25 protein-coding genes are annotated in these 24,287 nt (G+C 42.8%); 11 read left to right on the top strand and 14 right to left on the bottom strand.

The window, feature by feature from the left end; genetic code table 11:
- Window positions 1-89 precede the first annotated feature (89 nt).
- From EWU21_RS02530 to EWU21_RS02520, 3 genes are read left to right on the top strand one after another with little or no spacing between them, the layout of a single operon-like run.
- Window positions 90-1,073, top strand: coding sequence for a lysylphosphatidylglycerol synthase transmembrane domain-containing protein (locus EWU21_RS02530; protein ID WP_130895227.1), 984 nt, complete (start codon window positions 90-92; stop codon window positions 1,071-1,073).
- The gene (gene rfaE2, locus EWU21_RS02525; protein WP_130895226.1) at window positions 1,057-1,542 is read left to right on the top strand and encodes a D-glycero-beta-D-manno-heptose 1-phosphate adenylyltransferase; all 486 of its coding nucleotides are present in this window, start codon (window positions 1,057-1,059) and stop codon (window positions 1,540-1,542) included. The genes EWU21_RS02530 and rfaE2 overlap by 17 nt, the downstream gene beginning before the upstream one ends.
- A gap of 4 nt (window positions 1,543-1,546) precedes the next feature.
- On the top strand, window positions 1,547-2,227 hold the full coding sequence (locus EWU21_RS02520) for a zinc metallopeptidase (RefSeq protein ID WP_130895225.1): 681 nt from the start codon (window positions 1,547-1,549) through the stop codon (window positions 2,225-2,227).
- Between the two features lie 88 nt (window positions 2,228-2,315).
- On the opposite strand, the gene EWU21_RS02515 is transcribed toward EWU21_RS02520, so the two are convergent.
- Window positions 2,316-4,025 carry an amino acid permease gene (locus tag EWU21_RS02515; protein WP_130895224.1) on the bottom strand — a complete coding sequence of 570 codons (1,710 nt, stop codon included), beginning with the start codon at window positions 4,023-4,025 and terminating at the stop codon, window positions 2,316-2,318.
- An 85-nt stretch (window positions 4,026-4,110) separates the two neighbouring features.
- On the opposite strand from EWU21_RS02515, the gene EWU21_RS02510 reads away from it, so the two are divergent.
- A complete protein-coding gene (locus EWU21_RS02510) occupies window positions 4,111-5,103 on the top strand; it encodes a glycosyltransferase family 2 protein (protein ID WP_130895223.1) in 993 nt (330 codons plus the stop codon).
- Here EWU21_RS02510 and EWU21_RS02505 read toward each other — a convergent pair.
- Window positions 5,100-5,321, bottom strand: a complete 222-nt coding sequence (locus EWU21_RS02505; RefSeq protein ID WP_130895222.1) for a PspC domain-containing protein — start codon at window positions 5,319-5,321, stop codon at window positions 5,100-5,102. The two genes, EWU21_RS02510 and EWU21_RS02505, sit on opposite strands and share 4 nt — an antisense overlap.
- 211 nt (window positions 5,322-5,532) lie before the next feature.
- Here EWU21_RS02505 and EWU21_RS02500 point away from each other — a divergent pair, with 211 nt between their 5' ends.
- Entirely contained in the window at window positions 5,533-5,727 is a 195-nt protein-coding gene (locus EWU21_RS02500; RefSeq protein ID WP_130895221.1) for a cold-shock protein, read from the top strand.
- Window positions 5,728-5,878: 151 nt separating this feature from the next.
- On the opposite strand, the gene lysS is transcribed toward EWU21_RS02500, so the two are convergent.
- Window positions 5,879-7,594, bottom strand: coding sequence for a lysine--tRNA ligase (gene lysS, locus EWU21_RS02495; RefSeq protein ID WP_130895220.1), 1,716 nt, complete (start codon window positions 7,592-7,594; stop codon window positions 5,879-5,881).
- A 144-nt stretch (window positions 7,595-7,738) separates the two neighbouring features.
- On the opposite strand from lysS, the gene EWU21_RS02490 reads away from it, so the two are divergent.
- The gene (locus EWU21_RS02490; protein ID WP_130895219.1) at window positions 7,739-9,214 is read left to right on the top strand and encodes a Do family serine endopeptidase; all 1,476 of its coding nucleotides are present in this window, start codon (window positions 7,739-7,741) and stop codon (window positions 9,212-9,214) included.
- 243 nt (window positions 9,215-9,457) lie between these two features.
- Here the strand turns inward: EWU21_RS02490 and EWU21_RS02485 are convergent, their stop codons facing one another.
- Entirely contained in the window at window positions 9,458-10,441 is a 984-nt protein-coding gene (locus tag EWU21_RS02485) for a pyruvate dehydrogenase complex E1 component subunit beta (RefSeq protein ID WP_130895218.1), read from the bottom strand.
- A 111-nt stretch (window positions 10,442-10,552) separates the two neighbouring features.
- Between EWU21_RS02485 and aroB the strand changes: the two genes are divergently transcribed.
- Entirely contained in the window at window positions 10,553-11,581 is a 1,029-nt protein-coding gene (gene aroB / locus EWU21_RS02480; RefSeq protein ID WP_130895217.1) for a 3-dehydroquinate synthase, read from the top strand.
- Window positions 11,582-11,592: 11 nt separating this feature from the next.
- On the opposite strand, the gene gatC is transcribed toward aroB, so the two are convergent.
- From gatC to EWU21_RS02460, 4 genes are read right to left on the bottom strand one after another with little or no spacing between them, the layout of a single operon-like run.
- A complete protein-coding gene (gene gatC, locus EWU21_RS02475; protein ID WP_130895216.1) occupies window positions 11,593-11,880 on the bottom strand; it encodes an Asp-tRNA(Asn)/Glu-tRNA(Gln) amidotransferase subunit GatC in 288 nt (95 codons plus the stop codon).
- Window positions 11,870-12,052: a hypothetical protein gene (locus EWU21_RS02470; RefSeq protein ID WP_130895215.1), complete on the bottom strand. Its 183-nt coding sequence runs from the start codon at window positions 12,050-12,052 to the stop codon at window positions 11,870-11,872. The genes gatC and EWU21_RS02470 overlap by 11 nt, the downstream gene beginning before the upstream one ends.
- A 6-nt stretch (window positions 12,053-12,058) precedes the next feature.
- Window positions 12,059-13,561 carry a glutamate--tRNA ligase gene (gltX, locus tag EWU21_RS02465; protein ID WP_130895214.1) on the bottom strand — a complete coding sequence of 501 codons (1,503 nt, stop codon included), beginning with the start codon at window positions 13,559-13,561 and terminating at the stop codon, window positions 12,059-12,061.
- Between the two features lie 7 nt (window positions 13,562-13,568).
- A complete protein-coding gene (locus EWU21_RS02460; protein ID WP_130895213.1) occupies window positions 13,569-13,940 on the bottom strand; it encodes a Rid family detoxifying hydrolase in 372 nt (123 codons plus the stop codon).
- 58 nt (window positions 13,941-13,998) lie between these two features.
- Here EWU21_RS02460 and EWU21_RS02455 point away from each other — a divergent pair, with 58 nt between their 5' ends.
- Window positions 13,999-14,889: a DMT family transporter gene (locus EWU21_RS02455; protein WP_161566463.1), complete on the top strand. Its 891-nt coding sequence runs from the start codon at window positions 13,999-14,001 to the stop codon at window positions 14,887-14,889.
- 209 nt (window positions 14,890-15,098) lie between these two features.
- Here EWU21_RS02455 and EWU21_RS02450 read toward each other — a convergent pair whose 3' ends face one another.
- Window positions 15,099-16,193 carry a chorismate mutase gene (locus tag EWU21_RS02450; RefSeq protein ID WP_130895211.1) on the bottom strand — a complete coding sequence of 365 codons (1,095 nt, stop codon included), beginning with the start codon at window positions 16,191-16,193 and terminating at the stop codon, window positions 15,099-15,101.
- A gap of 106 nt (window positions 16,194-16,299) precedes the next feature.
- Here EWU21_RS02450 and EWU21_RS02445 point away from each other — a divergent pair, with 106 nt between their 5' ends.
- Genes EWU21_RS02445 through EWU21_RS02435 form a run of 3 tightly spaced genes read left to right on the top strand, consistent with a single transcriptional unit; the run spans window position 16,300 to window position 18,807 of the window.
- Complete coding sequence (locus EWU21_RS02445; RefSeq protein ID WP_130895210.1) at window positions 16,300-17,499, top strand: proline dehydrogenase family protein; 1,200 nt, start codon at window positions 16,300-16,302, stop codon at window positions 17,497-17,499.
- Window positions 17,496-18,071, top strand: a complete 576-nt coding sequence (locus tag EWU21_RS02440; protein WP_130895209.1) for a lipoprotein signal peptidase — start codon at window positions 17,496-17,498, stop codon at window positions 18,069-18,071. The genes EWU21_RS02445 and EWU21_RS02440 overlap by 4 nt, the downstream gene beginning before the upstream one ends.
- Window positions 18,072-18,075: 4 nt before the next feature.
- Entirely contained in the window at window positions 18,076-18,807 is a 732-nt protein-coding gene (locus EWU21_RS02435) for a sulfite exporter TauE/SafE family protein (RefSeq protein ID WP_130895208.1), read from the top strand.
- A 49-nt stretch (window positions 18,808-18,856) separates the two neighbouring features.
- On the opposite strand, the gene EWU21_RS02430 is transcribed toward EWU21_RS02435, so the two are convergent.
- From EWU21_RS02430 to EWU21_RS02410, 5 genes are all read right to left on the bottom strand, one after another.
- Window positions 18,857-19,465 carry an OmpH family outer membrane protein gene (locus EWU21_RS02430; RefSeq protein ID WP_130895207.1) on the bottom strand — a complete coding sequence of 203 codons (609 nt, stop codon included), beginning with the start codon at window positions 19,463-19,465 and terminating at the stop codon, window positions 18,857-18,859.
- A 46-nt stretch (window positions 19,466-19,511) separates the two neighbouring features.
- Window positions 19,512-20,096 carry an OmpH family outer membrane protein gene (locus EWU21_RS02425; protein WP_130895206.1) on the bottom strand — a complete coding sequence of 195 codons (585 nt, stop codon included), beginning with the start codon at window positions 20,094-20,096 and terminating at the stop codon, window positions 19,512-19,514.
- 2 nt (window positions 20,097-20,098) lie between these two features.
- The gene (bamA, locus tag EWU21_RS02420; RefSeq protein WP_130895205.1) at window positions 20,099-22,753 is read right to left on the bottom strand and encodes an outer membrane protein assembly factor BamA; all 2,655 of its coding nucleotides are present in this window, start codon (window positions 22,751-22,753) and stop codon (window positions 20,099-20,101) included.
- Window positions 22,754-22,769: 16 nt separating this feature from the next.
- Window positions 22,770-23,510, bottom strand: coding sequence for an isoprenyl transferase (locus EWU21_RS02415; protein ID WP_130895204.1), 741 nt, complete (start codon window positions 23,508-23,510; stop codon window positions 22,770-22,772).
- A 71-nt stretch (window positions 23,511-23,581) separates the two neighbouring features.
- The gene (locus EWU21_RS02410) at window positions 23,582-24,274 is read right to left on the bottom strand and encodes a DUF6089 family protein (RefSeq protein WP_130895203.1); all 693 of its coding nucleotides are present in this window, start codon (window positions 24,272-24,274) and stop codon (window positions 23,582-23,584) included.
- Between the last annotated feature and the right edge of the window lie 13 nt (window positions 24,275-24,287).

The following is a 24,287-nucleotide window of genomic DNA, read 5'->3' as shown; positions in this document are numbered from 1 at the left end:
AACATTACAAAAATACAAAAAAATAATCGGATTATCACCATCATTATACAATGAAAGGTCTTTAATTTGCCTTCTGATTAAAGAACCAGATGCTAAAATCAATCTTAAAATACCTTATATCTAGTTTATTAGCCGGAGGCCTATTGTATTGGGCTTTTTCTAAAAGCCAATTGCATTGGAATGACATCATCAGCACCTTCCAGCAAGCCGATTACAATTGGGTTGCCGTTTCCGTGGTCATCGCCATCCTTTCCCACCTATTGCGCGCCTTGCGTTGGGAACAATTATTAGACGCAATGAACTATCAGCCGGGCACTGTACGCACCTTTTCAGCCGTATTAATTGGCTATTTTGCAAACTTTCTAGTCCCCCGCTTGGGCGAAGTATCCCGTTGCGGATCATTAAAAAAGACGGCGGATATTCCGTTTGAGGAATCCTTTGGCACCGTTATTACAGAGAGGATTGTGGATTTATTGAGTCTAGTAGCCCTGGTTGGAATTACGTTTCTATTTGAGTGGGAACCCCTACAGAAGAGCCTTTTCCCTACCTTGCATTTGCCGTCTGGCACCTTAATTATCACCGCTTCCATACTAGGCTTAATGGGATTAGTGATTTTATGGAAGTTTAAAGATTTTCTCCAAAACATCGGCGCCGAATCGAAAGTGGGCAAAATGATCCTCGGCTGGGTCGCTGGAATTGGTAGCATTCGCCACCTAGCTCAACCCGGAAAATTTATTGGATATAGTGTGGGCATTTGGTTGTGCTATTATTTGAGCACCTATACCCTCTTTCTTGCTTTCCCTAGTAGCGAACACTTAGGAATGAGCGCGGCGTTGACTGTTTTAGTGATGGGCACCTTTGGGATGGCAACGCCTACGCAAGGAGGAATTGGGGCGTACCACAGCCTAGTGGCCTCAGCCTTCGTTTTCTACTCGCTCACTTATAAAGATGGCTTTATGCTAGCCACCTTTTTCCACGGAACTCAAATGATTACTTTGTTGTTATTGGGTGGATTTAGTTTTATTTTAACCCTATTTTTACCCAAAATTAGCTCACGTGTCGAACAGAACTGAACATAAAATTGTCACTTTGGCCCAGGGAATCGAACTCCGTAAGCAATGGAAAGCAAACGGAGACAAAGTCGTTTTCACGAACGGATGTTTCGATATTTTGCATTTAGGCCATGTGGATTATTTGGAGAAATCCAGCGAATTTGGCACTAAAATGATCGTTGCCGTTAACTCGGATGCCTCTGTTCGTACCCTAGAGAAAGGAGTCGAAAGACCGGTGAATGCGGAGTATGCCCGTGCGCGCTTAATCGCTGCACTGGGTTTTGTTTCGATGGTTATCATTTTCGGGGATTCGACCCCTTTAGAACTCATTCAAGCCCTTCAGCCAGATGTCCTTGTAAAAGGTGACGATTATACTATTGAGACGATTGTGGGGGCCAAAGAAGTGATTGCCGCTGGCGGATCCGTCAAAACCATCGCGCTAGTCCCTGATTACTCTACTACTAAAATCATTCAAAAACTTAAACAATAAAACCATGTATTTCATTGCCATCCTTTTCGGAGTCGCAGGTATGCTTATCTCTTGGCGACTAAAATCCAAGTTCAAAACCTATTCACAAACACCCATCCAGAGCAACCTATCTGGCCACGAAATTGCTGAGCGTATGCTAGCAGATCATGGCATCACGGATGTTCGGGTTATTTCTGTAGAAGGACAATTAACTGACCATTATAATCCTGCTGACAAAACAGTCAACTTAAGTGCAGATGTGTATCACGGCCGTAACGCAGCAGCCGCTGCTGTTTCAGCGCACGAATGTGGCCACGCGGTTCAACACGCTAAAGCTTACGCCTTCTTGCAATTCCGCAGCGCCATGGTTCCCATGCTGAGCATTGCAAATGGCTTTATGCCCATCCTATTAATGATCGGAATGATGGTCTTGTATTCCACCGGAAACACCACCTTGCTAGCGATAGGTGTCGCTCTCTTTGCAATGGCCACTTTATTTAGCTTTGTGACTTTACCTGTTGAATTTGACGCTTCCAATAGAGCCCTAAACTGGATTAAAGAAAAAGGAATCGTAACGCCTACGGAATATGCGATGTCAAAGGATGCGCTTTGGTGGGCTGCTATGACCTATGTCGTGGCCGCGCTCGGTATGTTAGCGCAGTTGCTGTATTATTTGAATTTGTTGGGTGGGAGACGAAATGACTAAAAAAATGGTGAATTGTGAATGGTAAATGGTGAATGAAAAATAAATTCACAGTCAACATTTACCATTCATCATTTACCATTTACCATTCTTAGGCTAGTTTCGAACGTCTATAACTATACCCAAAATAAATAACAACCCCCGCCAAGCACCAGTACATAAAACGTTCCCAGTTTGTGGAGCCCATTTGGGTCATTAAATAGAGGTTCACTAATAATCCTAACACAGGGATTAATGATAATTTCTTTGTAATGCTAAAGAAGGACATTACAGACCAGATAATGAAGAACCCGAACATAATAAAGTGATCCGCCTTCGTTTCACCTGAATATAGGCCCTCTAACCATTCGCCCAGATTTACACCTGAATAGGAAATCAGACCAAGCGCTAAAATAAGCGACAAACCCACGTAGTAACTTGAATTGATGTAAGGGATCTTGAATTTGGATTTCTTTTGATTCTCTGGATCTAGATCTAATACTAAAACACCACCGCAGACTAATACGAAGGCGAAGAGCGTTCCGATACTACTTAAATTGATCACCTCTTCTAGGTTTGCGAACAAGGCTGGAACACCTACTAAAACGCCCGTCATAATCGTGGAGAACGATGGGGTACGGTATTTGGGGTGAATACGTGAGAAGGCTTTTGGCAATAAACCATCACGTGACATCGTCATCCAAATACGTGGCTGACCTAATTGATAGACTAAAAGGGCTGAAGTTAAGGCGATTACCGCACTCGCCGCTACGATTCCGGCTACTCCTGGCAAGCCTACTTGCATAAACATGAAGGCCAAAGGATCCTCAATTCCAGCTAAATTTTCAGATGGCACGATACCCGTTAAGACCAAGGTAACTAATACGTAAAGGACCGTACAGATGATTAGGGCATACATCATGGCTTTGGGAATATCCCGCTGCGGATTCTTGCATTCTTCTGCGGTAGTCGAGATCGAGTCGAAACCGATGTAAGCAAAACAAACGGCCGCCACACTTTTCAACACCCCAGAAATTCCATTCGGCGCAAAGGGTGTCCAGTTCTCTACCTGCACATAAAAAGCGCCCACCCCTACTACAATCATAATGACCAATAGTTTCAAAATCACCAGAATATTGTTCGTGTTTTTAGACTCCTTAATTCCAATGTAGACCAAATAGGTAATGGCTACCGTGATCAAAAGCGCCGGAATATTAGCAACAAAATGCCAACCAAAAATGGTAGGAGCCGATTGATAGGCGGTAAAACCTTCGCGTAGGTTAACAGATAAAGCTTCAAATTTCTCGCCACTAGCTAGTGCGGAGGAGGTTTCGGTGAAGGCTCTTTTGGCAGACAAATAATCCATCGTCATAAACTCTGGCACGTGAACACCTAAACCTTCTAACAAATCCACAAAGTATTTTGACCACGAAATAGCCACAGCTACGTTCGAAATGGCATATTCTAACAGTAAATTCCATCCCAAAATCCAGGCAACAATCTCACCCAAACTCGTATAAGCATACGTATAAGCACTACCAGAAATAGGAACGGTAGCTGCAAAACGTGCATAACAGAAGGCCGTAAACATACAGGCCATCGCCGTAAACACAAATAACATCGATACCGCTGGACCGCCATTAGCAGATGCCTGACCGATCGCAGAGAAAATACTCGCCCCGATGATGGCCGCCACACCCATAAAGGTCAAATCGCGCACTCCCAGATTTCTGTCCATAGAATTACCTTCTATGCTTTCAATCTCTAACTGATCTGAAATAATTTTATCGATGGATTTCTTGCGAAAAAAACTTGACCACATACGGTATTGGATTGTTAATGAAGAGACAAAAATACATCTTTCTGAAAGAAATTCTAATTTGATTGATTTCGATTACCTTTGTGACATGTCAGTCGCCGTCGTTATTTTAAATTACAATGGTCGGAAATTCTTAGCCGACTTCTTGCCTATCGTCCTCGAAAACACGCAGGATGCGGCGATTTATGTAGCAGACAATGGCTCTTCTGACGATTCATTGGCCTTATTAGCAGCTAATTTCCCTAGCGTTTCCGTCCTTTCCTGGGCTGAGAATTTAGGCTATGCGGGTGGCTATAATTTTGCTTTGGGCCAAATACAAGCCGACTATTTCGTGCTAATGAATTCCGATATAGCGCCACGTAAAAATTGGTTACAACCTTTAGTAGCCTATTTCGAAGCAAATCCTTCCGTTGCTGCGGCACAACCGTTTCTATTAGATTATCATAAACCGGAGTATTTTGAATACGCGGGAGCTGCGGGTGGATTTTGGGATTCCTATGGCTACCCTTTCTGCCGTGGAAGACTATTCGATACCATTGAAAAAAATGAGGGGCAATATGCAACCTCCATGGTAAACTGGGCGACGGGCGCCTGTTTAATGGTTCGAACTGAGGTTTTTCACTTAGTAGGAGGATTAGACGCTTACCTTTTTGCTCACATGGAAGAAATCGACCTTTGCTGGCGCATGCAAAGAGCAGGATATTCCATCGCAGCAGTGGCTGAAAGTGAAGTATTACACGTAGGTGGCGGGACGTTAAACAAAGAAAATCCTTTCAAAACCTACCTGAATTTCCGTAATAACTTGATTTTGCTCTATAAAAACGTAGAACCCTCTTTACGTTTTAAGACTATTTTCATCCGAATGATCTTAGACGGAATCGCAGGAATCAAATTTTTAACAGAAGGGAAATTCAGTTCCTTTTTAGCGATCTTAAAAGCCCATTATGGCTTCTATCACTATTTGTTCTTCGAACCAAAAGCGTCCCCTGTTCAGAAAAACTGGATAAAAAGTTATACCGGAAACATTCTAGTAGACTATTTCCTTCGAGGCAAAAAGAAATTCAATCAAATCAAATTTTAGATATCCCAGACACTTGGGTTATTTCTTTGACGTAAATAGCGACGGATATTCATCCAAAAAGCCAAAATCAAATAAATAATCACCGGGGAACCCATCGTGATAAACGAGGTGTAGATAAAGTACAATCGAATACTACTTGTGGAGATTTTAAACTTCTCTCCTAGGTGAGTACACACGCCAAATGCCTGATTCTCAACAAAAAATTTCAGCTTTTCCATAAGTGATTGATTGAAGGAACAAATTTAGTCAAATTTAAACGCAAATGACACATAATTAAAATAGTTATATATATTATATGAATAATATAATTATATTTTCAAATAAGTGATTTATTATTTTAAAAGTCTTGCATACAATTGTTTTTTTTCTACATTTGAGAGCTTGAAAGACTTTCGTCTGGATGGCATTAATATTTTTAACATTTTTTTTATGCAAACTGGTAAAGTAAAATTTTTCAACGAGACGAAAGGTTTCGGATTCATCGTTGACGATCAAACAGGTGAAGACATTTTCGTACACGTAACTGGCCTTTCAGGTGTTACTATCCGCGAAAATGATTCAGTATCTTATGAAGTTACTGATGGAAAGCGTGGCGCAAACGCTATCAACGTAAAGAAAATCTAATTTTTCTTTCGTTTTTTTGATTAGAGCAAATCAGTATTTTACAATATATATTTAGGTTTACCTACAAAAATTGCAACATTGATCTCTAGTTAAAGAGAAATAAAAAAAGCCTTCTTTACGGAAGGCTTTTTTTATGCAATAGGTGAAGCGATTATCCTTGAATCCAAGCAGTCACTTCGTCCTTCGTCGGCAATGCCGCATCAATCTTTAATTTTTTGCGCATTCCACCTAAGTCATTAAAGACTTTGTTCGGGTTTGCAGCATCCAAGGCTTCTAATGTTAAGATGCCCATCTTTTGTAAGGCTGGGATCCATACTTCAGAGATGCCTCTTTCCGCGAAAGCTGATTCAGAATCCACTTCCTTAATCACTTCTGCCCGCATTTGAGGAAAGAACAATACTTCTTGAATAGAGGATTGATTCGTCATCAACATCGTTAAGCGGTCAATTCCGATACCAATACCTGAGGTAGGTGGCATCGCATATTCTAAGGAGCGAATGAAATCGTGATCCATCGCCATCGCCTCATCATCTCCGCGCTCAGCTAAGGCTAATTGATCTTCGAAACGTTCTTTTTGATCGATGGGGTCATTTAATTCAGAGTAGGCATTCGCAATTTCTTTTCCATTCACGAATAACTCAAAACGCTCTACTAAACCCTCTTTCGAACGGTGCTTTTTCGTTAAAGGTGACATCTCTACTGGATAATCGGTGATAAAGGTAGGCTGAATCAAGTTTGCTTCTACTTTCTCGCCGAATAACTCATCGATCAGCTTTCCTTTGCCCATTCCTTTATCCACTTCCATTCCGAAATCCACACACTTCGCGCGCAATTCATCTTCTGACAAGGCATCCACATCTACTCCGGAATACTGTAAAATAGCACCCGAGATAGTTAAACGAGGATAAGGTCCAGCAAATTCGATTTCGTTCTCCCCTACCGCGATTTTGGTTTTATCGTGTAAACGAGAGGCAACCGTTTCGAAGATTAACTCTGTCAGGCTCATCATCCAATTGTAATCCTTGTAGGCTACATAGAATTCTAACGAAGTGAATTCCGGATTATGCGTGCGGTCCATTCCTTCGTTACGGAACATTTTACCAAACTCATATACGCCATCAAAACCACCCACGATCAGACGCTTCAGATACAATTCATTCGCGATACGCAAATAAAGAGGCATATCTAAGGTATTGTGGTGGGTCTTGAACGGACGAGCCGAAGCTCCACCGTGTACCGCTTGCAATACCGGTGTTTCCACCTCTAACCAACCACGTTCGTCAAACATTGCACGCATCGTCGAGATGATCTTCGCACGCTTGATAAAGATGTCCTTTACGGAAGGGTTAACGATTAAATCTACGTAACGCTGTCTGTAACGCATTTCTGGATCAGAAAAGGCGTCGTAGGTTTGGCCATCTGCTTCTTTAACGACAGGAAGTGGCTTTAAGGCTTTGGAGAGAATCGTAAACTCACGTACGTGAACGGAGATTTCTCCCATCTGCGTCGTGAAAACATATCCTTTTACACCGATGATGTCACCGATGTCTAGTAACTTTTTAAATACCGTATTGTACAAGGTTTTATCCTCGCCCGGACAAAGGTCGTCGCGGCGGAAGTACAATTGAATACGGCCATTCGCGTCCTGAAGTTCCGCAAAAGAGGCATTTCCCATGATACGGAAGCCCATCAAGCGACCTGCCAATACCACGTCTTGGAAATTGCCAGACTCCGGTTTAAATTCTGCCAAAATCTGATCAGAATAAACATTCACCGGGTATTCCTGTGCAGGATAAGGATCAATTCCCATCGCCAATAATTCTTGGCGCTTCTGTCTCCTCAATAATTCTTGCTCACTTAAAATCATTTGAACGTGTTTTTACGAATGAACCACAAAATTAGCCATTTCCTTTGGGATTTAAAACTCTTAAAACTTGTTAATGAGGTTGTGCGAGGCGAATTTTCGATTAATTTCGCAGCAGTAATTTTTAAATTTAAATCAAAAATAAAAATGAATAATCAGCTTAAGTCGTATGCGATCATTGCATTAATGTCCAGTGGAGTCACTTTAGGTGCCTATTCTCTTTTTAATTTAGGAAACTCATCCGGATTCTCGGATGCACCCTCCGCTTTTACTACTTCCGTATCTAATCCAAACGTACCCGGCAATCCTGGTGAATTCACCTATGCTGCGGAGAAAACGACTCCTGCGGTAGTTCACATTAAGACGAAAATGGAAGTGCGCCAGAGACAACAGTCCTCGAGCCCTTTTGATGATTTCTTCGGTTTTGGCGATCCATTCGGTGGCGGTGGTCGTAGACAACAGCAACAACCACAGGAAGCGTCTGGCTCTGGCGTCATCATCTCAGCCGATGGCTATATCGTAACGAATAATCACGTGGTGGCTGAAGCTTCAGAAGTGACGGTCATTCTAAATGACAAGCGCGAGTACAAGGCCAAAGTCATTTCAACAGATCCATCTTCGGATTTAGCGGTTATCCAAATCAAGGAAACGAATTTACCTTTCTTGACTTTTGGCGATTCAGACGCCCTACGCGTGGGCGAGTGGGTATTAGCCGTGGGTAATCCCTTTAATTTAGAGTCAACTGTAACAGCAGGTATTGTTTCTGCCAAAGGTCGCCAGAACATCATCGACCGCGATTCTCCAGACGTGAATCCATTAGAGTCCTTCATCCAAACGGATGCTGCGGTTAACCCGGGTAACTCTGGAGGGGCTTTGGTGAACTTAAAAGGCGAATTAATCGGTATCAACACAGCGATTTACTCTCGTACAGGTCAATTTGCCGGCTATTCTTTCGCCGTTCCTGTGAGCATCGTGAAGAAAGTGTCAGGTGACTTAATCAAATACGGTAACGTTCAGCGCGGTTTCTTAGGAGTTCAAATCTCTGAGGTGAATGCCAAACTAGCGGACGAAAAAGACCTTAAAACTAGCGCCGGAGTGTACGTGGGTGGTTTCTCTGAAAACTCAGCTGCGAAAGATGCAGGTATCAAAATCAATGATGTGATCGTGAAGATCGACGGAGTAGAGACTAAATCATCTTCGAAATTAATGGAAATCGTTAGCCGCAAGCGCCCAGGTGAGGCTATTCAAGTAACCGTTAACCGCGATGGCGCTACAAAAGAATTCAAGGTTACCTTAAAGAACAAAGACGGCAACACCGAAATCGTAAAAGGCGATAATTCTACTGAATCAGCGAAATCAGAATTCTTAGGCGCTAAGTTTGCGAGCTTGACTCCTGCTGAGATGAAGAAATTCGGAGTTAGCTCTGGTGTGAAGATCGCCGAAGTACTAGCAGACGGTCGTTTAGAAATGTACGGACTTGCGAAAGGTTCTGTGATCACTAAGATCAATGACCGCGCAATAAACAGTCCTAAGGAGGCAGTTGAGGCTTTAGAATCCAGAAAAGGACGCATCAAGCTGGAAGGTGTGGATGTGGATGGGTCAAGGTTTATCTACGTACTTTAGAGTGTAGATTATAGAGTAGAGAGCAAATTGCAAAGTTCAAAGAGCAAAGTTCAAAGGAGGTATCCGCTTCGCGGATGAAATTGTGAAAAATACTTCACAAATGAATCGCCCCAGGCGATACCATCTTTGAACTTTGAACTTTGCTCTTTGAACTTTAAAAAGTCGCGACTGTCAACTGTCCACTAAAAAAAGCCGAAGCTTCTAACAAAGCTCCGGCTTTTTTTTATACACAGAAGAAGGTAATTACTTCTTATAAGTTACTGTTTTAACCGCTTGGATTGTACGCTCGATGCTTGGAAGAATTTCTTCGATCAAGGTAGGTGCGTATGGAAGTGGTAAGTCACGTGAATTCACACGAACCACTGGTGCATCTAAGTAATCAAATGCCCAACGTTGTAAGTGGTAAGCGATCTCCGAAGAGATAGCCGATAATGGATTCGCTTCTTCTACTACAACGCAACGATTCGTTTTCTTCACTGATTCTACCACGGTGATATAATCAATCGGACGAACAGAACGTAAGTCGATTACTTCGCAAGAGATTCCTTGCTTCTCTAATTCCTCTACCGCTGGCATCACCACACGAGAAAGCATTTTACCAAAAGTTACGATCGTTACCGCTGAACCTGGTTTTACGATATTCGCTTTGCCGATTGGGATTAAGTATTCGCCTTCTGGTACTAAACCTTTATCACCATACATCACTTCAGATTCCATGAAGATCACCGGGTCGTTATCACGAATCGCTGATTTTAATAAACCTTTCGCATCTGCAGGATTAGAAGGTACGACTACTTTTAAACCTGGAGTGTTAGCAAACCAGTTCTCGAAGTTAGACGAGTGCTGAGAAGATAATTGGCCAGCATTTCCCGTAGGCCCACGGAAAACAATAGGACAAGAAAATTGCCCACCGGACATAGACATCAATTTAGCAGCGGAGTTGATGATTTGGTCAATCGCGACTAAAGAGAAGTTAAAGGTCATGAATTCAACAACGGGACGAAGACCATTCGCAGAAGCACCCACAGCAATACCACCGAAACCTAATTCAGCGATGGGGGTATCGATCACGCGCTCAGGACCGAATTCGTCTAACATTCCTTGGGAAACTTTGTAGGCTCCGTTGTATTCCGCCACTTCCTCACCCATTAAAAAAACAGATGCATCACGACGCATTTCCTCTGACATTGCCTCACGTAAGGCTTCTCTAAACTGAATTTCTCTCATAAAAAAATGTAAATCTTGTGGGATTAACAAGCGGGTACAAAATTAGGCAAAAAATAGTCCATTTTCACAAAATCATGGTAATTTTGAGGAATCCATTGAAGAAAAAATCCTATGTCAGTAGAAATCGCCCCTATTTCAAATTCTTTGCCGGCTTTTTTGAGCCAAAATTCCTATTTGCAAATAGCGGTTCTGGTAGACGAGCAGACTTCAAAACATTGCCTTCCGTTAATTCAAGCCTATTTACCCAAGAGCTTCATCAAGATTCAGATTAAGTCTGGAGAGAATAACAAGCATTTAGCAACTTGCGAAAAAGTGTGGGAAGCGATGACAAAGGCGAATATGGATCGCCACGGCCTATTGATTAATTTAGGTGGTGGGGTGATCGGTGATTTAGGTGGATTCTGTGCTTCTATCTATAAGCGAGGAATCGACTTTATTCAGATCCCTACGACCTTATTAGCTCAAGTAGATGCAAGTGTGGGTGGAAAATTAGGAGTGGATTTTCAAGGTTTAAAGAACCACATTGGGGTATTCAATTTACCTAAAACGGTATTAATCGACCCTACTTTCATTCAAACTTTACCGGCTTCTCAAAAGCTTTCAGGTTATGCTGAAATCATCAAGCATTGCCTGATTCGCGATGCGGAGAAATGGGAGCAAATAAGCCATACGGATTTCTCGGAGGTTGATTTCGCTAGTCTTATCGAACATTCCGTTGAAATTAAGAAGGCAGTGGTGACTGAGGATCCGACCGAAAAAGGATTGCGCAAGATCTTAAATTGGGGACATACCTTAGGTCATGCGGTGGAAACGTTCTTGTTGGAACAAGGAAAGCGTAAGATCTTACACGGGGAAGCAATCGCCGTAGGAATGATTATGGAAGCTTTTGTAGCCTTTCAACGGGGATTGATTAGTGAACAAGAATTAGGTGATATCGAAATATACTTGTTTGAGACCTATGGAAGGGTGCCGCTGAAAGCGTCTGAAATTCCTGCGATTATAGCGTTAACGCTTCAAGACAAGAAGAACAAAGGTGGAGAAGTTCGCTTCTCGCTGTTAACAGGTATAGGAGATTGCGGCTATGATATTCCGGTGAGTAAATCGGAAATGAAAAAGGCGATTGAGTACTATATTGGCTAATTATTCCATTATTATTCGATTACTTGCGGCACTTTGAAATAGGTATCATTGGTGTCAGGACCTAAAGCTAAGGCTTTGGCACGATCTAAGGTCAGTTTACCTTCGTCTTCGCGGAAATGATTTAAGGCAGAGGTCATATGGACCAAAGGCTCCACAGACGTTGTGTCCACCGAATTTAGCGCTTCCATCCAGACTAAAACCTTGTTAATAGAATCTTGCATTTCGCCTAATTTAGATTCGGGCATCTCTAATCGAGCCAAATGCGCGACTTTCTTCACATCTTCTTGACTAACCTTCATTTTCTTTCGGTTTTAATTTTTTATCCTCGGGCATGTGCTTGTCCAAAAAAGCATTCAAACGATCTCGATCAAGACTAGACGTAATCGTGCCTAATGAATCGATATTCATTTCAAATCCCGCTAATTCTGGATGAACCGTGGGCAATTCCTTCTTTTTGTCCTTTTTAGCCATGTCCTTTTAGAGTGCAGGGAATTTTGCCAAAGCCGTAGACAATCGCTCGATCACCTCCGCTTTGCCCCATAATTGCATCGAAATCATCAAATCTGGACCTGCTCCGTTTCCACTCAAGGCTACGCGCAAAATCTGCATCACTTTTCCCATCTTAATTCCATTCGCCTCTAATACTTCGTGAATCGCCTGCTTGATGCCTTCCGGCTCCCACGAATCCACACTAGGCAAGGCTTGTGCAATAAACTGTAAACCTGACGCCGCATCAGCATTCCACTTCGAAGCCAGAACGGCTTCTTCGTAAATCGCTGGACGCGCTTGAAACTCCGCCACTTTCACCGCTAATTCTTGTGGGAACGTAATGCGATCTAAGAATAAGTGCACGAAAGCGAGACCTTGTTCTGCAGGTAAGCTAGGCAAATAATCCGCCGCCAAAGCTACCGGATCTTGTTGCTTAATGTATTGCTCATTAAACCATTGGGCTTTTTTTACATCGAACTTCGCACCCGCTTTATTAATGCGTTCTAACGAGAACGCGTCTGCTAGCTCTGTTAAGCTGAACATCTCTTGCTCTGTGCCTGGATTCCAGCCTAAGAAAGCTAAGAAATTCAAGGTGGCTTCCTTCAGGTAGCCTTCCTGCTTAAATCCTTTCGAAATCGCACCCGTCGCTGGATCCGTCCATTCCATAGGGAATACGGGGAAGCCACCTAGATCTGCGTCTCTTTTGGACAACTTACCATTGCCCTCTGGCTTTAATAAAAGAGGCAAATGGGCAAACTGAGGTGCTTTCCACCCAAATGCTTGGTATAATAAAATATGCAATGGTGCGGATGGCAACCATTCCTCACCCCGAATCACGTGGGTAATTTCCATGATGTGATCATCCACCACGTTCGCTAGGTGGTAGGTAGGCATCCCGTCTGACTTCATCAAGACTTTGTCATCGATGCTGGACGTATGCACGTGTACCCAATCGCGAATGCTGTCTTGGAAACGCACCTCCCCTTTCGCCGGAACTTTCAGGCGAATCACGTAAGGCGTTCCGGAAGCGATTAATTGATCCACTTCGGCCGAAGCTAAAGCAATCGAATTTTTCAACTTCACACGGGTCAATGAATTGTATTGAAAAGCAGAACCTTGGCTCTCAAAACTAGCACGCATCGCATCTAATTCCTCTGAGGTGTCAAAGGCGTAATAGGCTTTGCCATCTGCTAATAATTGGTCAGCATAGGCTTTGTAGAGGTCTTTGCGTTCGCTTTGGCGATAAGGTTCGTGTGGCCCACCCACCCCTACACCCTCGTCTGGGCTGATGCCTAACCAAGCTAAACTCTCTAAAATGTAGTTTTCCGCACCCGGCACAAAACGCGCCTGGTCAGTATCTTCGATACGTAACAAGAATTTACCCCCCATTTTGCGGGCAAACAGGTAATTATATAAAGCGGTTCTTACCCCTCCGATGTGGAGTGGTCCGGTAGGACTAGGCGCAAAGCGAACACGTACTGAATCAGACATTTATCTCTTATTTATAGGCAATACAGGAAATTTCAACACGCACGTCCTTAGGCAAGCGCGCCACCTCTACCGTCTCTCTAGCGGGAGGATTTTGAACGAAATAACGACCGTAGACTTCATTTATTTGGCCAAAATGACCCATATCCTTCACGAAAATGGAACACTTCACCACCTGTTCGAACGTATAACCCGCCGCCGTCAAAATATGCTGCAAATTCAGCATCACTTGATTCGTCTCTTCTTCGATCGATCCACCTGCCTCGAAAACTGCCAAAGCAATCTGTCCAGACACATAAAGCGTGTTATTCACCTCAACTGCCTGGGAATAAGGCCCAATGGGAGCGGGTGCATCAGGAGATAAAATTATTTTTTTTGTCATACCTTTGAAATGAAATGCAAGTTAGAAAATTTGAGCTAATCCTCGAAGTTTATAAATGATGTTAAAACGAATTTATTCGAATAAGGGTGTATTTTTCATGTTACTCTCCTCGCTTTGCTTCGCGATCATGTCCGCGATCGCAAAAGAGATGAGCCAGACGTTCAGCTCCATCCAGCTCGTCTTTTTCCGCAGCGCCGTAGGTCTCCCCTTTTTATTGACAAGCCTTTACCGTAAACCAGCCGTTCAAGCAGGCGGCAAACTCTATTTCATTATCCTACGCGGACTTTTGGGCGCCTTCACCTTGTATTGCCTCTTCTACACGCTGGAACACCTTGGTTTGTCCTTAACGAACACCTATGGCCAGGCATTTCCACTCTTCATCGCGGTTTTTAGCTTCTTTTTATTGCCAAATGAGGGACTTTCCAGCAAACAAGTTTTATTTCTACTGATCGGCTTTTTCGGCATCTTACTTATTTTCCAGCCCGGAAGCGGAGGATCGCTTTGGCATCATAGTACCGGGATCATCTACGCAATGGGAACAGCCTTAGGCTATTTAGCGATCAAAGAGGCCCAAAAGTATTATGACTCCCGCTGGGTCGTCGTTTCTTTTATGGGGGCAGGATTAATCGCTTCGACCATTTCCCTCTTAACGGGAACACTAGGTGGTTTTGAGAATAGCTTCGTGACGGGTGTTTGGGTGCAGCCTTCTCTCGCGGAATGGATTTGGGCCTTAGTGATGGGTCTTTTAGCTTTAGGCGTTCAATACTTTACGACGCAGGCGCTATTGAACGAAAAAGCCAGCATCGTAGGCGTAGTGGGAAATAGCGCGGTTATCTTTTCTATTGCGATTGAGGTGGTGTTAGGCCACGGATTACCTGATTTCATTACCATTTTGGGAATGGGGCTGATTGTGTGGGCGGGGTACGCGGTTAGTCGCCGCGACAAATAGCAAAGTTCAAATAGCAAAGTTCAAAGAGCAAAGAGCAAAGAGCAAAGAGCAAATTCGGAATCCGCTTCGCGGATACATTCAAGAAAAATCCTTCACGAACTCATCGCCGCAGGCGATACCACCTTTGAACTTTGAACTTTGGTCTTTGAACTTTTAAATTTATAAAAAAAAGACCCTTTGAAGGGCCTTTTTTTTATAAAATTAAGCGATTAAACAGCCGCATTATTCATCACTTCCGTTTGCTTACGGATAGACTCTAAGTGAACTAATTTGAATAGTTCTTCTACGAATTCTGGATATAAAGCTAAACCTTTCGCTTGGTTAGCACGGTCGTTGTGTAATTGCTTCCAACGATCTAATTGTAATACCGCTACGTTGTTATCACGCTTGTATTCCCCTAGTTTCTCCACTACAGCCATACGTGCAGCCAAAACCTCTAATAATTCACGGTCGATGTTGTCGATTTTCTCACGAAGACCTGCTAATTCATCAGAGAAGTCTGCGCCATAGCTCGCGTTGCGAACTTCTAGATCACGTAACATTTCGCCTAATTTCTCCGGAGTTACTTGTTGTGAAGCATCTGACCACGCTGCATCTGGATCGCGGTGAGTCTCGATGATCATACCATCGTAGTTCAAATCCAAAATACGTTGAGATAATTCCATCAATAACGCACGCTTACCTGCCATGTGAGATGGGTCACCGATTAAAGGCATTTGAGGGAACAAACGCTTTAATTCAACTGCCATCGCCCACATAGGTGAGTTACGGTATTTTGTTTCTTGTGCATTCGAGAAACCACGGTGGATAGCACCTAATTTCTTGATACCTGATCCTTGAAGACGCTCGAAAGCACCTACCCAAAGAGCTAAATCTGGATTCACTGGATTCTTTACTAATACAGGAACGTCTACTCCTTTCAAAGCATCCGCTAAATCTTGTACGTTAAACGGGTTAACCGTTGTACGAGCACCGATCCATAAAACATCAACGCCGTATTTCAAGGCTAATTCGATGTGCTCTGGAGTAGCTACTTCAATCGCTAAAGGTAATCCTGTTTCTTTCTTTGCTTCTACTAACCATTTCAAAGCTGGTTCTCCCATCCCTTCAAAACTGCCTGGACGTGTACGAGGTTTCCAAACACCCGCTCTCATGATGTGAGCATAACCCTCCGCTTTGATACGGCGAGCGGTTTCTAATACTTGCTCTTCTGTCTCAGCTGAACAGGGACCCGCGATAATCAAGGGCTTGCCGTTCGTCTGAATCCAGTCCTGCATCGGTACAATGTCTAAATTGGCATTCATAATAATCTGACGGTTAACGAGGACTTCCGTCCCCTATTGATTTGTTTATTTATTTCTTAAGCAATCGATAATAATTCACTTATATTTGCAACAATTTTTCGCACAAATGACAAAAAAATCATCAACACAATCCTCTGTAAGTTTATCTTTTGAGGATACGCAAATCGCCTTTGCTTCGAAAGACAATTTTCAGCTGAAGAAGTCCTATTGGATTTTCGCCACAATGAACCAAAATTGGCTCGTAAATTTAGGCACTTTTTTCATCAAATTGTTCCTTTTCCTGCATTTTCCGGTTAAAAAAATCATAAAAAGTACCATTTTCGCTCAATTTTGTGGGGGAGAAACCATAGATGGCTGTGAATCAACGATTCAAGAACTTGAAAAAGCGAAAATTGGGACCATTTTGGATTACTCAGTAGAAGGGGAAGAAAGCGAAAAATCTTTCCAAAAAACCAAGGAAGAAATCCTCAAAACCATCCGTAAATCCGCCGAAAATCCGGCCATTCCCTTCGCCGTATTTAAGGTAACGGGGATTTTTAAGGCAGAACTTTTGGAGAAAGCACAAACCGAAGCAGCTTTAAGTGAGGAGGAGCAGGAATTATTTAACCATAGCAAAGACTTATTAATCGAAATTTGTGACCTAGCACACGCCTTAAAGGTTCGCTTATTCATCGATGCAGAGGAGAGCTGGATCCAGACAACGATCGACCAATTGACCTACGAAATGATGGCAAAATACAATCAAGAAACAGCCATCATCTACAATACCTTCCAAATGTACCGCCACGATATGCTAGCGAACTTAAAAGAGGCAATCGCAGCGGCGGAGGAAAAGAACTATTTCCTAGGAGTTAAATTAGTGCGAGGGGCCTATTTAGAAAAAGAACGCCAAAAAGCGCACGAAGACGAGTATTCCGAACCCCTTCACGTCTGTAAAGAAGATACAGATCGCGATTATGATTTAGGCGTTGAATTATGCTTAAAACACGTGGATCGCGTTCATTTCTGCATGGGAACACACAATGAGTCGAGCTGTTTACGACTTTGTGATGCGATGAACGCCTTGCAAATCCCTAGCAATCATCCCAATATCTATTTCGCGCAATTATTAGGTATGTCTGACAACATCTCTTATAATTTAGCTGCCTCTGGCTATAATGTGGCCAAATACGTACCTTACGGCCCGGTAGATGCGGTAATGCCCTATTTATTTAGACGCGCAGAAGAAAATAGTTCCATCGCTGGACAAACGTCCCGCGAATTTGCCTTATTACAAAAAGAAGTAAACCGCCGAAACAACGCATGAAAAACTACCGCTATTTCCTGTTAAGTCTGTTGATTATTGCCCTAGATCAGGGAATTAAACTAGCGGTGCATACCTGGATGGAGCCTGGTTATTTTGGCCAAATCCCTCTGATAGGCGACTTTTTCAAATTACATTACACCTTAAATCCGGGCATGGCCTTTGGAATTCAAATCGGGTCGATTTGGGGCAAATTAATCTTGACGACCTTCCGCATCGTGGCGATGTTCGGAATAGGCTACTACCTACATTCCTTGACTGTTAAGAAGAGCCCTACGGGCCTTTTAATATCCGTAGCTTTGATTTTAGGGGGTGCGATTGGCAACCTAATTGACTCCGTATTTTATGGGGTTTGGTTTAATAATGCGCCGGCAGGAGCTCCGATGAGCTGGTTTCACGGCCAAGTCATCGATATGTTCTTTGCGGATTTCTATGAGGGTCCGTTGCCTTCGTGGATTCCACTTTGGGGTGGTTCCTATTATTCTACCCCTATCTTTAATTTCGCGGACGCGGCCATCTTTTGTGGGGTAATGGCCATCTTGTTTTTTCAGAACAAGTTTCTCATTAAGGAGTAAGCAAATGAATCAAGGCTTTTATCTTTTCTTTTTATTAGCCTTGCTAGCGGAGATCGTTGGTACGATTAGTGGTTTTGGATCCTCTATCCTATTCGTTCCTTTAGCATCGCTTTTTATTGATTTCAAACTAGTATTAGGCATCACAGCCGTTTTCCATGTTTTTAGTAATCTGTCGAAGATTTTTCTTTTCCAAAAAGGAATCCACCAAAACATCGCCCTAAAATTAGGGATTCCCGCTGTCCTTTTCGTGATTTTGGGAGCTTATTTGACCTCCGTTATTCCTTTGAAAGAGATTGAGCTCAGCATGAATTTAATCATCCTGGGATTAACCGTATTCTTGATTTCAGGGGCAGGCAAAAAAATTAAACAAACGAATTTCAATCTGTATACGGGCGGCATTATTTCTGGCTTTTTAGCGGGTCTAATCGGTACGGGTGGAGCTATAAGGGGAATTACGCTGGCGGCTTTTGGCCTGGAAAAAGATATGTTTATAGCCACATCTGCCCTGATCGATTTAGGCGTGGATTCAAGTAGAGCCGTGGTCTATATTATGCAGGGATATTTTACAAGCGAACATATTATTCTGATTCCTTTTCTAATTGTCATCGCCGTGTTAGGTTCCTACCTGGGTAAAAAGGTATTGGCCTTCATCCCAGAGAAATACTTCCATTACGTTGTCTTAGGCGTAATAGGAACCATTTCTATTCTACAAACGATCCAATACTTTAGGGCATAAAAAAAGCCTGACCGTTTCCGATCAGGCTTCCTTATAAAGGCTTTAGCCATTACTTCTTAGGAGCTGCTGGCTTCGCTGCTGGCGCTGCTGCTGGAGCCGCTGCCGCTGGAGCTGGAGCACCTGCTGGACGAGGCGTAATTCCCATTTTCTTTAATACTAAGTCAGAAATATCTGCCTCCGCTGGGAAGTGCAATAAAACAGGGTTAGCACCTGTTCCTGGCTCGTAGTTGTTGAATACGAATGTGTATGCATTCTCGTTTGCTACTGCGTGCATGTTCTCTTCAATCTTCTTCACGATTGGTTGTAACAATTGAGCTTGCTTCTTTTGAATCGAAGTTTGTGCATTTTGTTGAAACTCTTGGATCGAAGTTTGTAAGTTTTGTAATTCCTTCTCTTTGTCTTGCTTGATGATGTCAGACGTGTTGGCTGGCATTTTCTCGTAAACAGCCGCTTTGTCTTGGAAATCTTTGATTTTAGCTTGGATCAAGGTTTGGTATTGCTTCTCCGTGTTCTTCAAATCTTCCTCTACTTGCTTAGCCTCAGGCATTTGGCTATAAATTTTCTCTTGGTAGATGAATCCGATTTTTACTTGAGCCGTTGCAGGCAACGCAGCTAATCCGAAAAGTAGGCCTGCGGCCAAAATAAACTTGTTTTTCATGTGTATTAATAATTTGTTTGTGTTCTCTGTATTATTTAGGGTAAAATTAATTCTTTTTAGGACTTTTCGGCTCTTGCGCCTCCTCTTTCTTTGCTTTTTCTACCAAATTAGGATCTAACTCTAGTCCTAATTCTTCTAAAACATAGTCAGAATAGTCATGAACCGGATTTGTGTACAAGAGGACTAATCCATCATTTGCTTTGTCAAAGATAAAATCCAAACGTTTCGCCCGAACCACCTTCTCAATCGCCTTCGAAATTTGATCTAAGATCGACTTGTAGGCTGCTTGCTTTAACTTGAACAACTCTCCCTCTTCCCCAAAAACCTGATTCTCAAAAGCCTTCGCCTCTTTGCTCTTCGCTTGAATCTCCGCTAGTCGTTGCTGCTTCAAATCCTCCGTTAACAAAAGCTCCTCTAGCTTGTATTCCTTTTCGAGCTTCTCTAAACTCAACTTTTTCTTTTCTACTTCAGCTAACCAAGTCTTCGTATTCTGATCGATTTGCTGCTGGACTTTCGCATAATCCGGCATCTTAGAGGTAATAAATTCCGTGTCTACATAACCGAACTTCTGTGCAAACGTGTGGCTTGCAAAAAACAGAATCCCCAGCGATATAAGCAACAAACGTCTCATTCCTATCTAAGTTGTTGACCAATCGAGAAAGTGAAGGCTTGACGGCCAAAATCTGATTCTCCTGGACGCGGCTTATCAAAGCCCATACCATAATCAATTCCAATCATACCAAAGGCTGGCATAAAGATACGCGCTCCAAATCCAGCCGACTTATATAGATTAAATGGATTGTATTCCCCTAAAGAAGAGAAGTTATTCCCACCCTCCGCAAAACCTAAAACGAAGATCGTCGCTGATGGGTTTAAGGATACAGGATAACGCACTTCCATCACAAACTTGTTATAAGCAACCCCACCGTTACCATACGAACCAGAAGGCCCAATAACGCGGTCTTTGTATCCTCTTAGACCCACGATATCCCGGTTAAAGGAGAATCCTTGCACCATACCAGAGCCCCCTAAATCAAAGCGCTCAAAGCGAGTAATCTCTTTACCCCCATAAGAACCTAAGAAACCTAAGTGAGCGCGCGTATGTAAGATGAATTTACCTACTAATGGACTAAACCAACTCGCGTCCATCATCCACTTATGGTACTCAATCAATAAGTTATCCTTATTCAAGCCTAACATGCTGAACGGAGGCGTTAAAGTACCTGATAAAGAGAAACTAGACCCTGAACGTGGGAAAGTAGGATTATCAATACTATTTCTCGAAAGATTCGTCATGAACGTGACAGACGTAGAAATACCTTGAGGATAAGCCCACGTATAGTAACGATCCACATCGAAACGCGAGAAAGCTAAGGAATGACTTAACGAGAAGTAATCATCCGGCCACTTTAATCTTTTTCCTAAGCTTAAAGACAAACTTGTTACGTTAAAGTGCGCGTCTACTAAGGAATCCGGCACCGCATAATTTCCGTAGCCACCACCCAGCGCACCACCATAACCGCCGTAACCACTTCCATAGCCACCATAGCCACCATAGCCTCCGCCGTAACCACCTAGTCCACTACCACCAAAGTTGTTATAACCTGTTTGGCGGAATTTATAAGGGTAGGAAATACTGCTATTTAAGGAAATAGAGAAAGAATTAGGCTTCTTACCCCCTAACCAAGGCTCCGTAAATGTTAAGCTGTAATTCTGGAACGATGCTCCGTTTGCTTGGAACTTAACGGCTAGCTTTTGGCCATCCCCTGCAGGCAATGGATGATATGATTTCGGATTAAAGATATTCTTAGCCGAGAAGTTATTAAAAACAACCCCTAAAGTACCTACAAAACCGATGTAGCCACCCCAACCTCCTGAGAGCTCAATTTGATCGGATGCTTTCTCCTCTACATTGTACTCGATATCCACGGTTCCGTCTGGACGCGGAATCGGGTTAGGGCTAATCTTCTCCGGGTTAAAATAACCAATCGTCGAAAGCTCACGTACGGTACGAATGATGGCAGACTTATTGAATTTTTGACCCGGAAGCGTCCGAATCTCCCGCATCACCACGTGATCTGAAGTCTTCGTATTTCCGTTCAAGGTAACTTTATTAATGGTCGCTTGCTTTCCCTCTGAGATGCGAATGGTCAAGTCGATGGAATCTCCCTCGATAGCCGTTTCTACAGGTTCTGCTCGGTAGTATAGATACCCATTATCCATGTAAACTGAACTTAAATCCTCGCCTGGATTTGAATTCATTTTCTTGTCTAATTCTTCTGTATTGTAGACATCCCCCTTCTTAACGCCTAATACATCGCGCAATAAAGAATCTGGGTAAATGTAATTTCCTTCAAATCGAATAGTGCGGTAATAATATTTTCGCCCTTGTTCAATAGTTAGTACTAGGTTAATGGACTCTTTATTGAAATTACCAATGGAGTCAGACTTCAATTGGAAATCACGGTAACCTAATTTATTCATCGCCGCTAGTAACTTTTCCTTGTCTTCATCCCATTTCTTAGGAACGAATTTAGACGGCTTGAAAATACGGCCAAAACGAATCTGCTTGGTATTTTTAATCTTACGCAAAATCAGTGAACGCTGACTTTCGTCAATCCCGTTAATGATGATTTTGTTTACTTTCACCTTCTCCCCTTTATCTACTGCAATTTGAAGGATGGCATTGTTTCCACGCAAGGTGTCTGTCTTAATCGTCGACTTGGTCTTCGCATTAAGGCGACCTTTTTCTTGGTAATATTTGCGAATCGTTAATTCTAAGTTTTTACGAAGGGTCTCTGTGATGATCTTACCTTTATACGTCTTCATCTTTTCGTTCAAAGCTTCTTGCTCGCCTTTTCTGATCCCTGTGTATTGGATAGAGAATAAACGAGGACGTTCTTTCAATTCGATCATCAACCAAATTTTTCCTTCCTCGGCCTTCGTGGCATAGATTTGGACTTCATCTAAAATCCCTTGATTCATGATCTTGCGAATCGCAGAACCGATCGCATCACCTGGAACCTTGATTTTATCTCCCACTTGAAGACCGGAGATATTAATCATCGAAGTTCCGTCGTAAAACTGAGAACCCGTTACTTGAATATCCGCAATGGTATATTCCTTCGGATCTGCATACGAAAAATTGGTTTCAGGCAGTGCAGAGCTGAGGGAACGAGCGCCACCCAAAATTTGGGCAGAGGCAGAATAAGCTCCTAGGATAAAAATAAGTAGGCCAAAAAAGAGGCTACGGTTATTGTGTAATCGGATGGCAATTGATTTTTTCATACGGGGGCCTCAGCCCTTAATTTAATTGTTCACTAATCTTTCCAAAACGTCTCTCACGCATTTGAAAGTCTATAATCGCTTCATTTAGATGTTCTTTTCTAAAATCAGGCCAAAACAAATCTTCAAAAATATACAACTCTGCATAGGCTAATTGCCACAACATAAAATTACTAATCCGGTGGTCTCCCCCTGTTCTGATCATTAAATCAGGGTCAGGCATTCCTGCCGTAGACAAGTACTCGTTTATCGTATCAGCCGTAATCGATGCTGCGTTTAATTCGCCACTTTTTACTTTCTCAGCAATCTGCTGAGTCGCCTGTACTAGATCCCATTTACCGGAATAAGACAAGGCTAAATTCAAGGTCAATCCCTGATTGTTCGCCGTTTTCTCCATCGCTTTTTCTAATTCAGCGCGGGATGAGGCGGGTAATTTACTGAGATCCCCTATCGCTTTCAGGCGAATATCTTTCTGGATCATTCCAGGCAATTCATCTTTAATGGCGCCCACTAAAAGACTCATTAAGGCAGTTACCTCTGCTTTAGGCCGATTCCAATTCTCTGTAGAAAAGGCATACAAGGTCAAAAACTTCACTCCTAATTCTCCACAACCTTCGATGGTCTCCCGCACCGCTTTCAAGGCAGATCTATGTCCAAAAACACGATCCATGATGCCTTGTTGCTTAGCCCAACGTCCATTACCATCCATAATAACGGCGATGTGAACAGGAACATGATGTAGATCAATTAACTCTTTCAATGTAATTCAGAATTTGTAATCAATAAGGGGCAAATGTAGTCATATTGGCCACCCTATCCAATTAAAACTTGTTAATAGGTAGGACAAAAAACGGATTGAATCGTGTAGGTAACGGTGAGGGAGGAATTCAGAAATTGATCCCCTTTCGTCAGATTAAAGGATGCTTCGCCCTCTGACAAAGGACGATCTAATGCATCTGTAAAGGTCTTTCTCGCCCCTAAATCGAATTGAATTCCCCAGCTAGGAGACAGTTGGTATTTCACCCCTACCCCGAAAGGCAAGGCATAATTCATTTTCGTATTGGTCTTGAAACCGACGCCATCTAGGTTGCCGGATACTTTGGCAAAAACCGTAGAAATACCCGCATAGAAATAGGGCGTCCAGTTGTTTACGCGTCTAACGGAGTTTTGGTAATTCAAGAAATTGTATTCCATCAAGGCGTCTAAACCGAATATGGACGTGGCAAAATTCGTTACAGGAAGCGCCACTGTCACCGGAGAAACACGGTTACCGGTGCCACCTTTCAAATCCGTAAACACGGCTTGAAGTCGGTAAGCAAAAGTGGGGCTGTTTTGATAGCGCACCTGTAGATTTAAGGCCGGACGAGTCATCGCAAACTCCTTATTGTTAGGGAGTGTATGCCAATTTGCCCAGGTTCCGTGGTAGAGGGAGCCTCCTAAACCAGCACCATAAGACCAGCGTTGTGCGCTTGCAGACAAGCTAAACAACGTAAGTAAAAGCAATAAATAGAAGTTCTTTTTCATCAATCTACAAAGA

Source organism: Aquirufa antheringensis, assembly GCF_004307425.1.
Lineage (GTDB): Bacteria > Bacteroidota > Bacteroidia > Cytophagales > Spirosomataceae > Aquirufa > Aquirufa antheringensis.
Note: the sequence above shows the minus strand (reverse complement) of the source record. Positions and strands in the feature narration are given on the sequence as shown.

Bases quoted from the DNA above. Each gene is read 5' to 3' on its own strand.
- EWU21_RS02505 (WP_130895222.1), bottom strand. From the start codon at position 5,321: ATGGAAAAGCTGAAATTTTTTGTTGAGAATCAGGCATTTGGCGTGTGT.
- EWU21_RS02440 (WP_130895209.1), top strand. From the start codon at position 17,496: ATGAAAAACTACCGCTATTTCCTGTTAAGTCTGTTGATTATTGCCCTA.
- EWU21_RS02510 (WP_130895223.1), top strand. From the start codon at position 4,111: ATGTCAGTCGCCGTCGTTATTTTAAATTACAATGGTCGGAAATTCTTA.
- EWU21_RS02450 (WP_130895211.1), bottom strand. From the start codon at position 16,193: ATGAATGCCAATTTAGACATTGTACCGATGCAGGACTGGATTCAGACG.
- EWU21_RS02435 (WP_130895208.1), top strand. From the start codon at position 18,076: ATGAATCAAGGCTTTTATCTTTTCTTTTTATTAGCCTTGCTAGCGGAG.
- EWU21_RS02520 (WP_130895225.1), top strand. From the start codon at position 1,547: ATGTATTTCATTGCCATCCTTTTCGGAGTCGCAGGTATGCTTATCTCT.
- aroB (WP_130895217.1), top strand. From the start codon at position 10,553: ATGTCAGTAGAAATCGCCCCTATTTCAAATTCTTTGCCGGCTTTTTTG.
- lysS (WP_130895220.1), bottom strand. From the start codon at position 7,594: ATGATTTTAAGTGAGCAAGAATTATTGAGGAGACAGAAGCGCCAAGAA.
- EWU21_RS02445 (WP_130895210.1), top strand. From the start codon at position 16,300: ATGACAAAAAAATCATCAACACAATCCTCTGTAAGTTTATCTTTTGAG.
- gatC (WP_130895216.1), bottom strand. From the start codon at position 11,880: ATGAAGGTTAGTCAAGAAGATGTGAAGAAAGTCGCGCATTTGGCTCGA.
- EWU21_RS02470 (WP_130895215.1), bottom strand. From the start codon at position 12,052: ATGGCTAAAAAGGACAAAAAGAAGGAATTGCCCACGGTTCATCCAGAA.
- EWU21_RS02425 (WP_130895206.1), bottom strand. From the start codon at position 20,096: ATGAGACGTTTGTTGCTTATATCGCTGGGGATTCTGTTTTTTGCAAGC.
- EWU21_RS02500 (WP_130895221.1), top strand. From the start codon at position 5,533: ATGCAAACTGGTAAAGTAAAATTTTTCAACGAGACGAAAGGTTTCGGA.
- EWU21_RS02515 (WP_130895224.1), bottom strand. From the start codon at position 4,025: ATGTGGTCAAGTTTTTTTCGCAAGAAATCCATCGATAAAATTATTTCA.
- EWU21_RS02430 (WP_130895207.1), bottom strand. From the start codon at position 19,465: ATGAAAAACAAGTTTATTTTGGCCGCAGGCCTACTTTTCGGATTAGCT.
- EWU21_RS02485 (WP_130895218.1), bottom strand. From the start codon at position 10,441: ATGAGAGAAATTCAGTTTAGAGAAGCCTTACGTGAGGCAATGTCAGAG.
- EWU21_RS02460 (WP_130895213.1), bottom strand. From the start codon at position 13,940: ATGACAAAAAAAATAATTTTATCTCCTGATGCACCCGCTCCCATTGGG.
- EWU21_RS02410 (WP_130895203.1), bottom strand. From the start codon at position 24,274: ATGAAAAAGAACTTCTATTTATTGCTTTTACTTACGTTGTTTAGCTTG.
- EWU21_RS02455 (WP_161566463.1), top strand. From the start codon at position 13,999: ATGTTAAAACGAATTTATTCGAATAAGGGTGTATTTTTCATGTTACTC.
- EWU21_RS02490 (WP_130895219.1), top strand. From the start codon at position 7,739: ATGAATAATCAGCTTAAGTCGTATGCGATCATTGCATTAATGTCCAGT.
- gltX (WP_130895214.1), bottom strand. From the start codon at position 13,561: ATGTCTGATTCAGTACGTGTTCGCTTTGCGCCTAGTCCTACCGGACCA.
- bamA (WP_130895205.1), bottom strand. From the start codon at position 22,753: ATGAAAAAATCAATTGCCATCCGATTACACAATAACCGTAGCCTCTTT.
- EWU21_RS02530 (WP_130895227.1), top strand. From the start codon at position 90: ATGCTAAAATCAATCTTAAAATACCTTATATCTAGTTTATTAGCCGGA.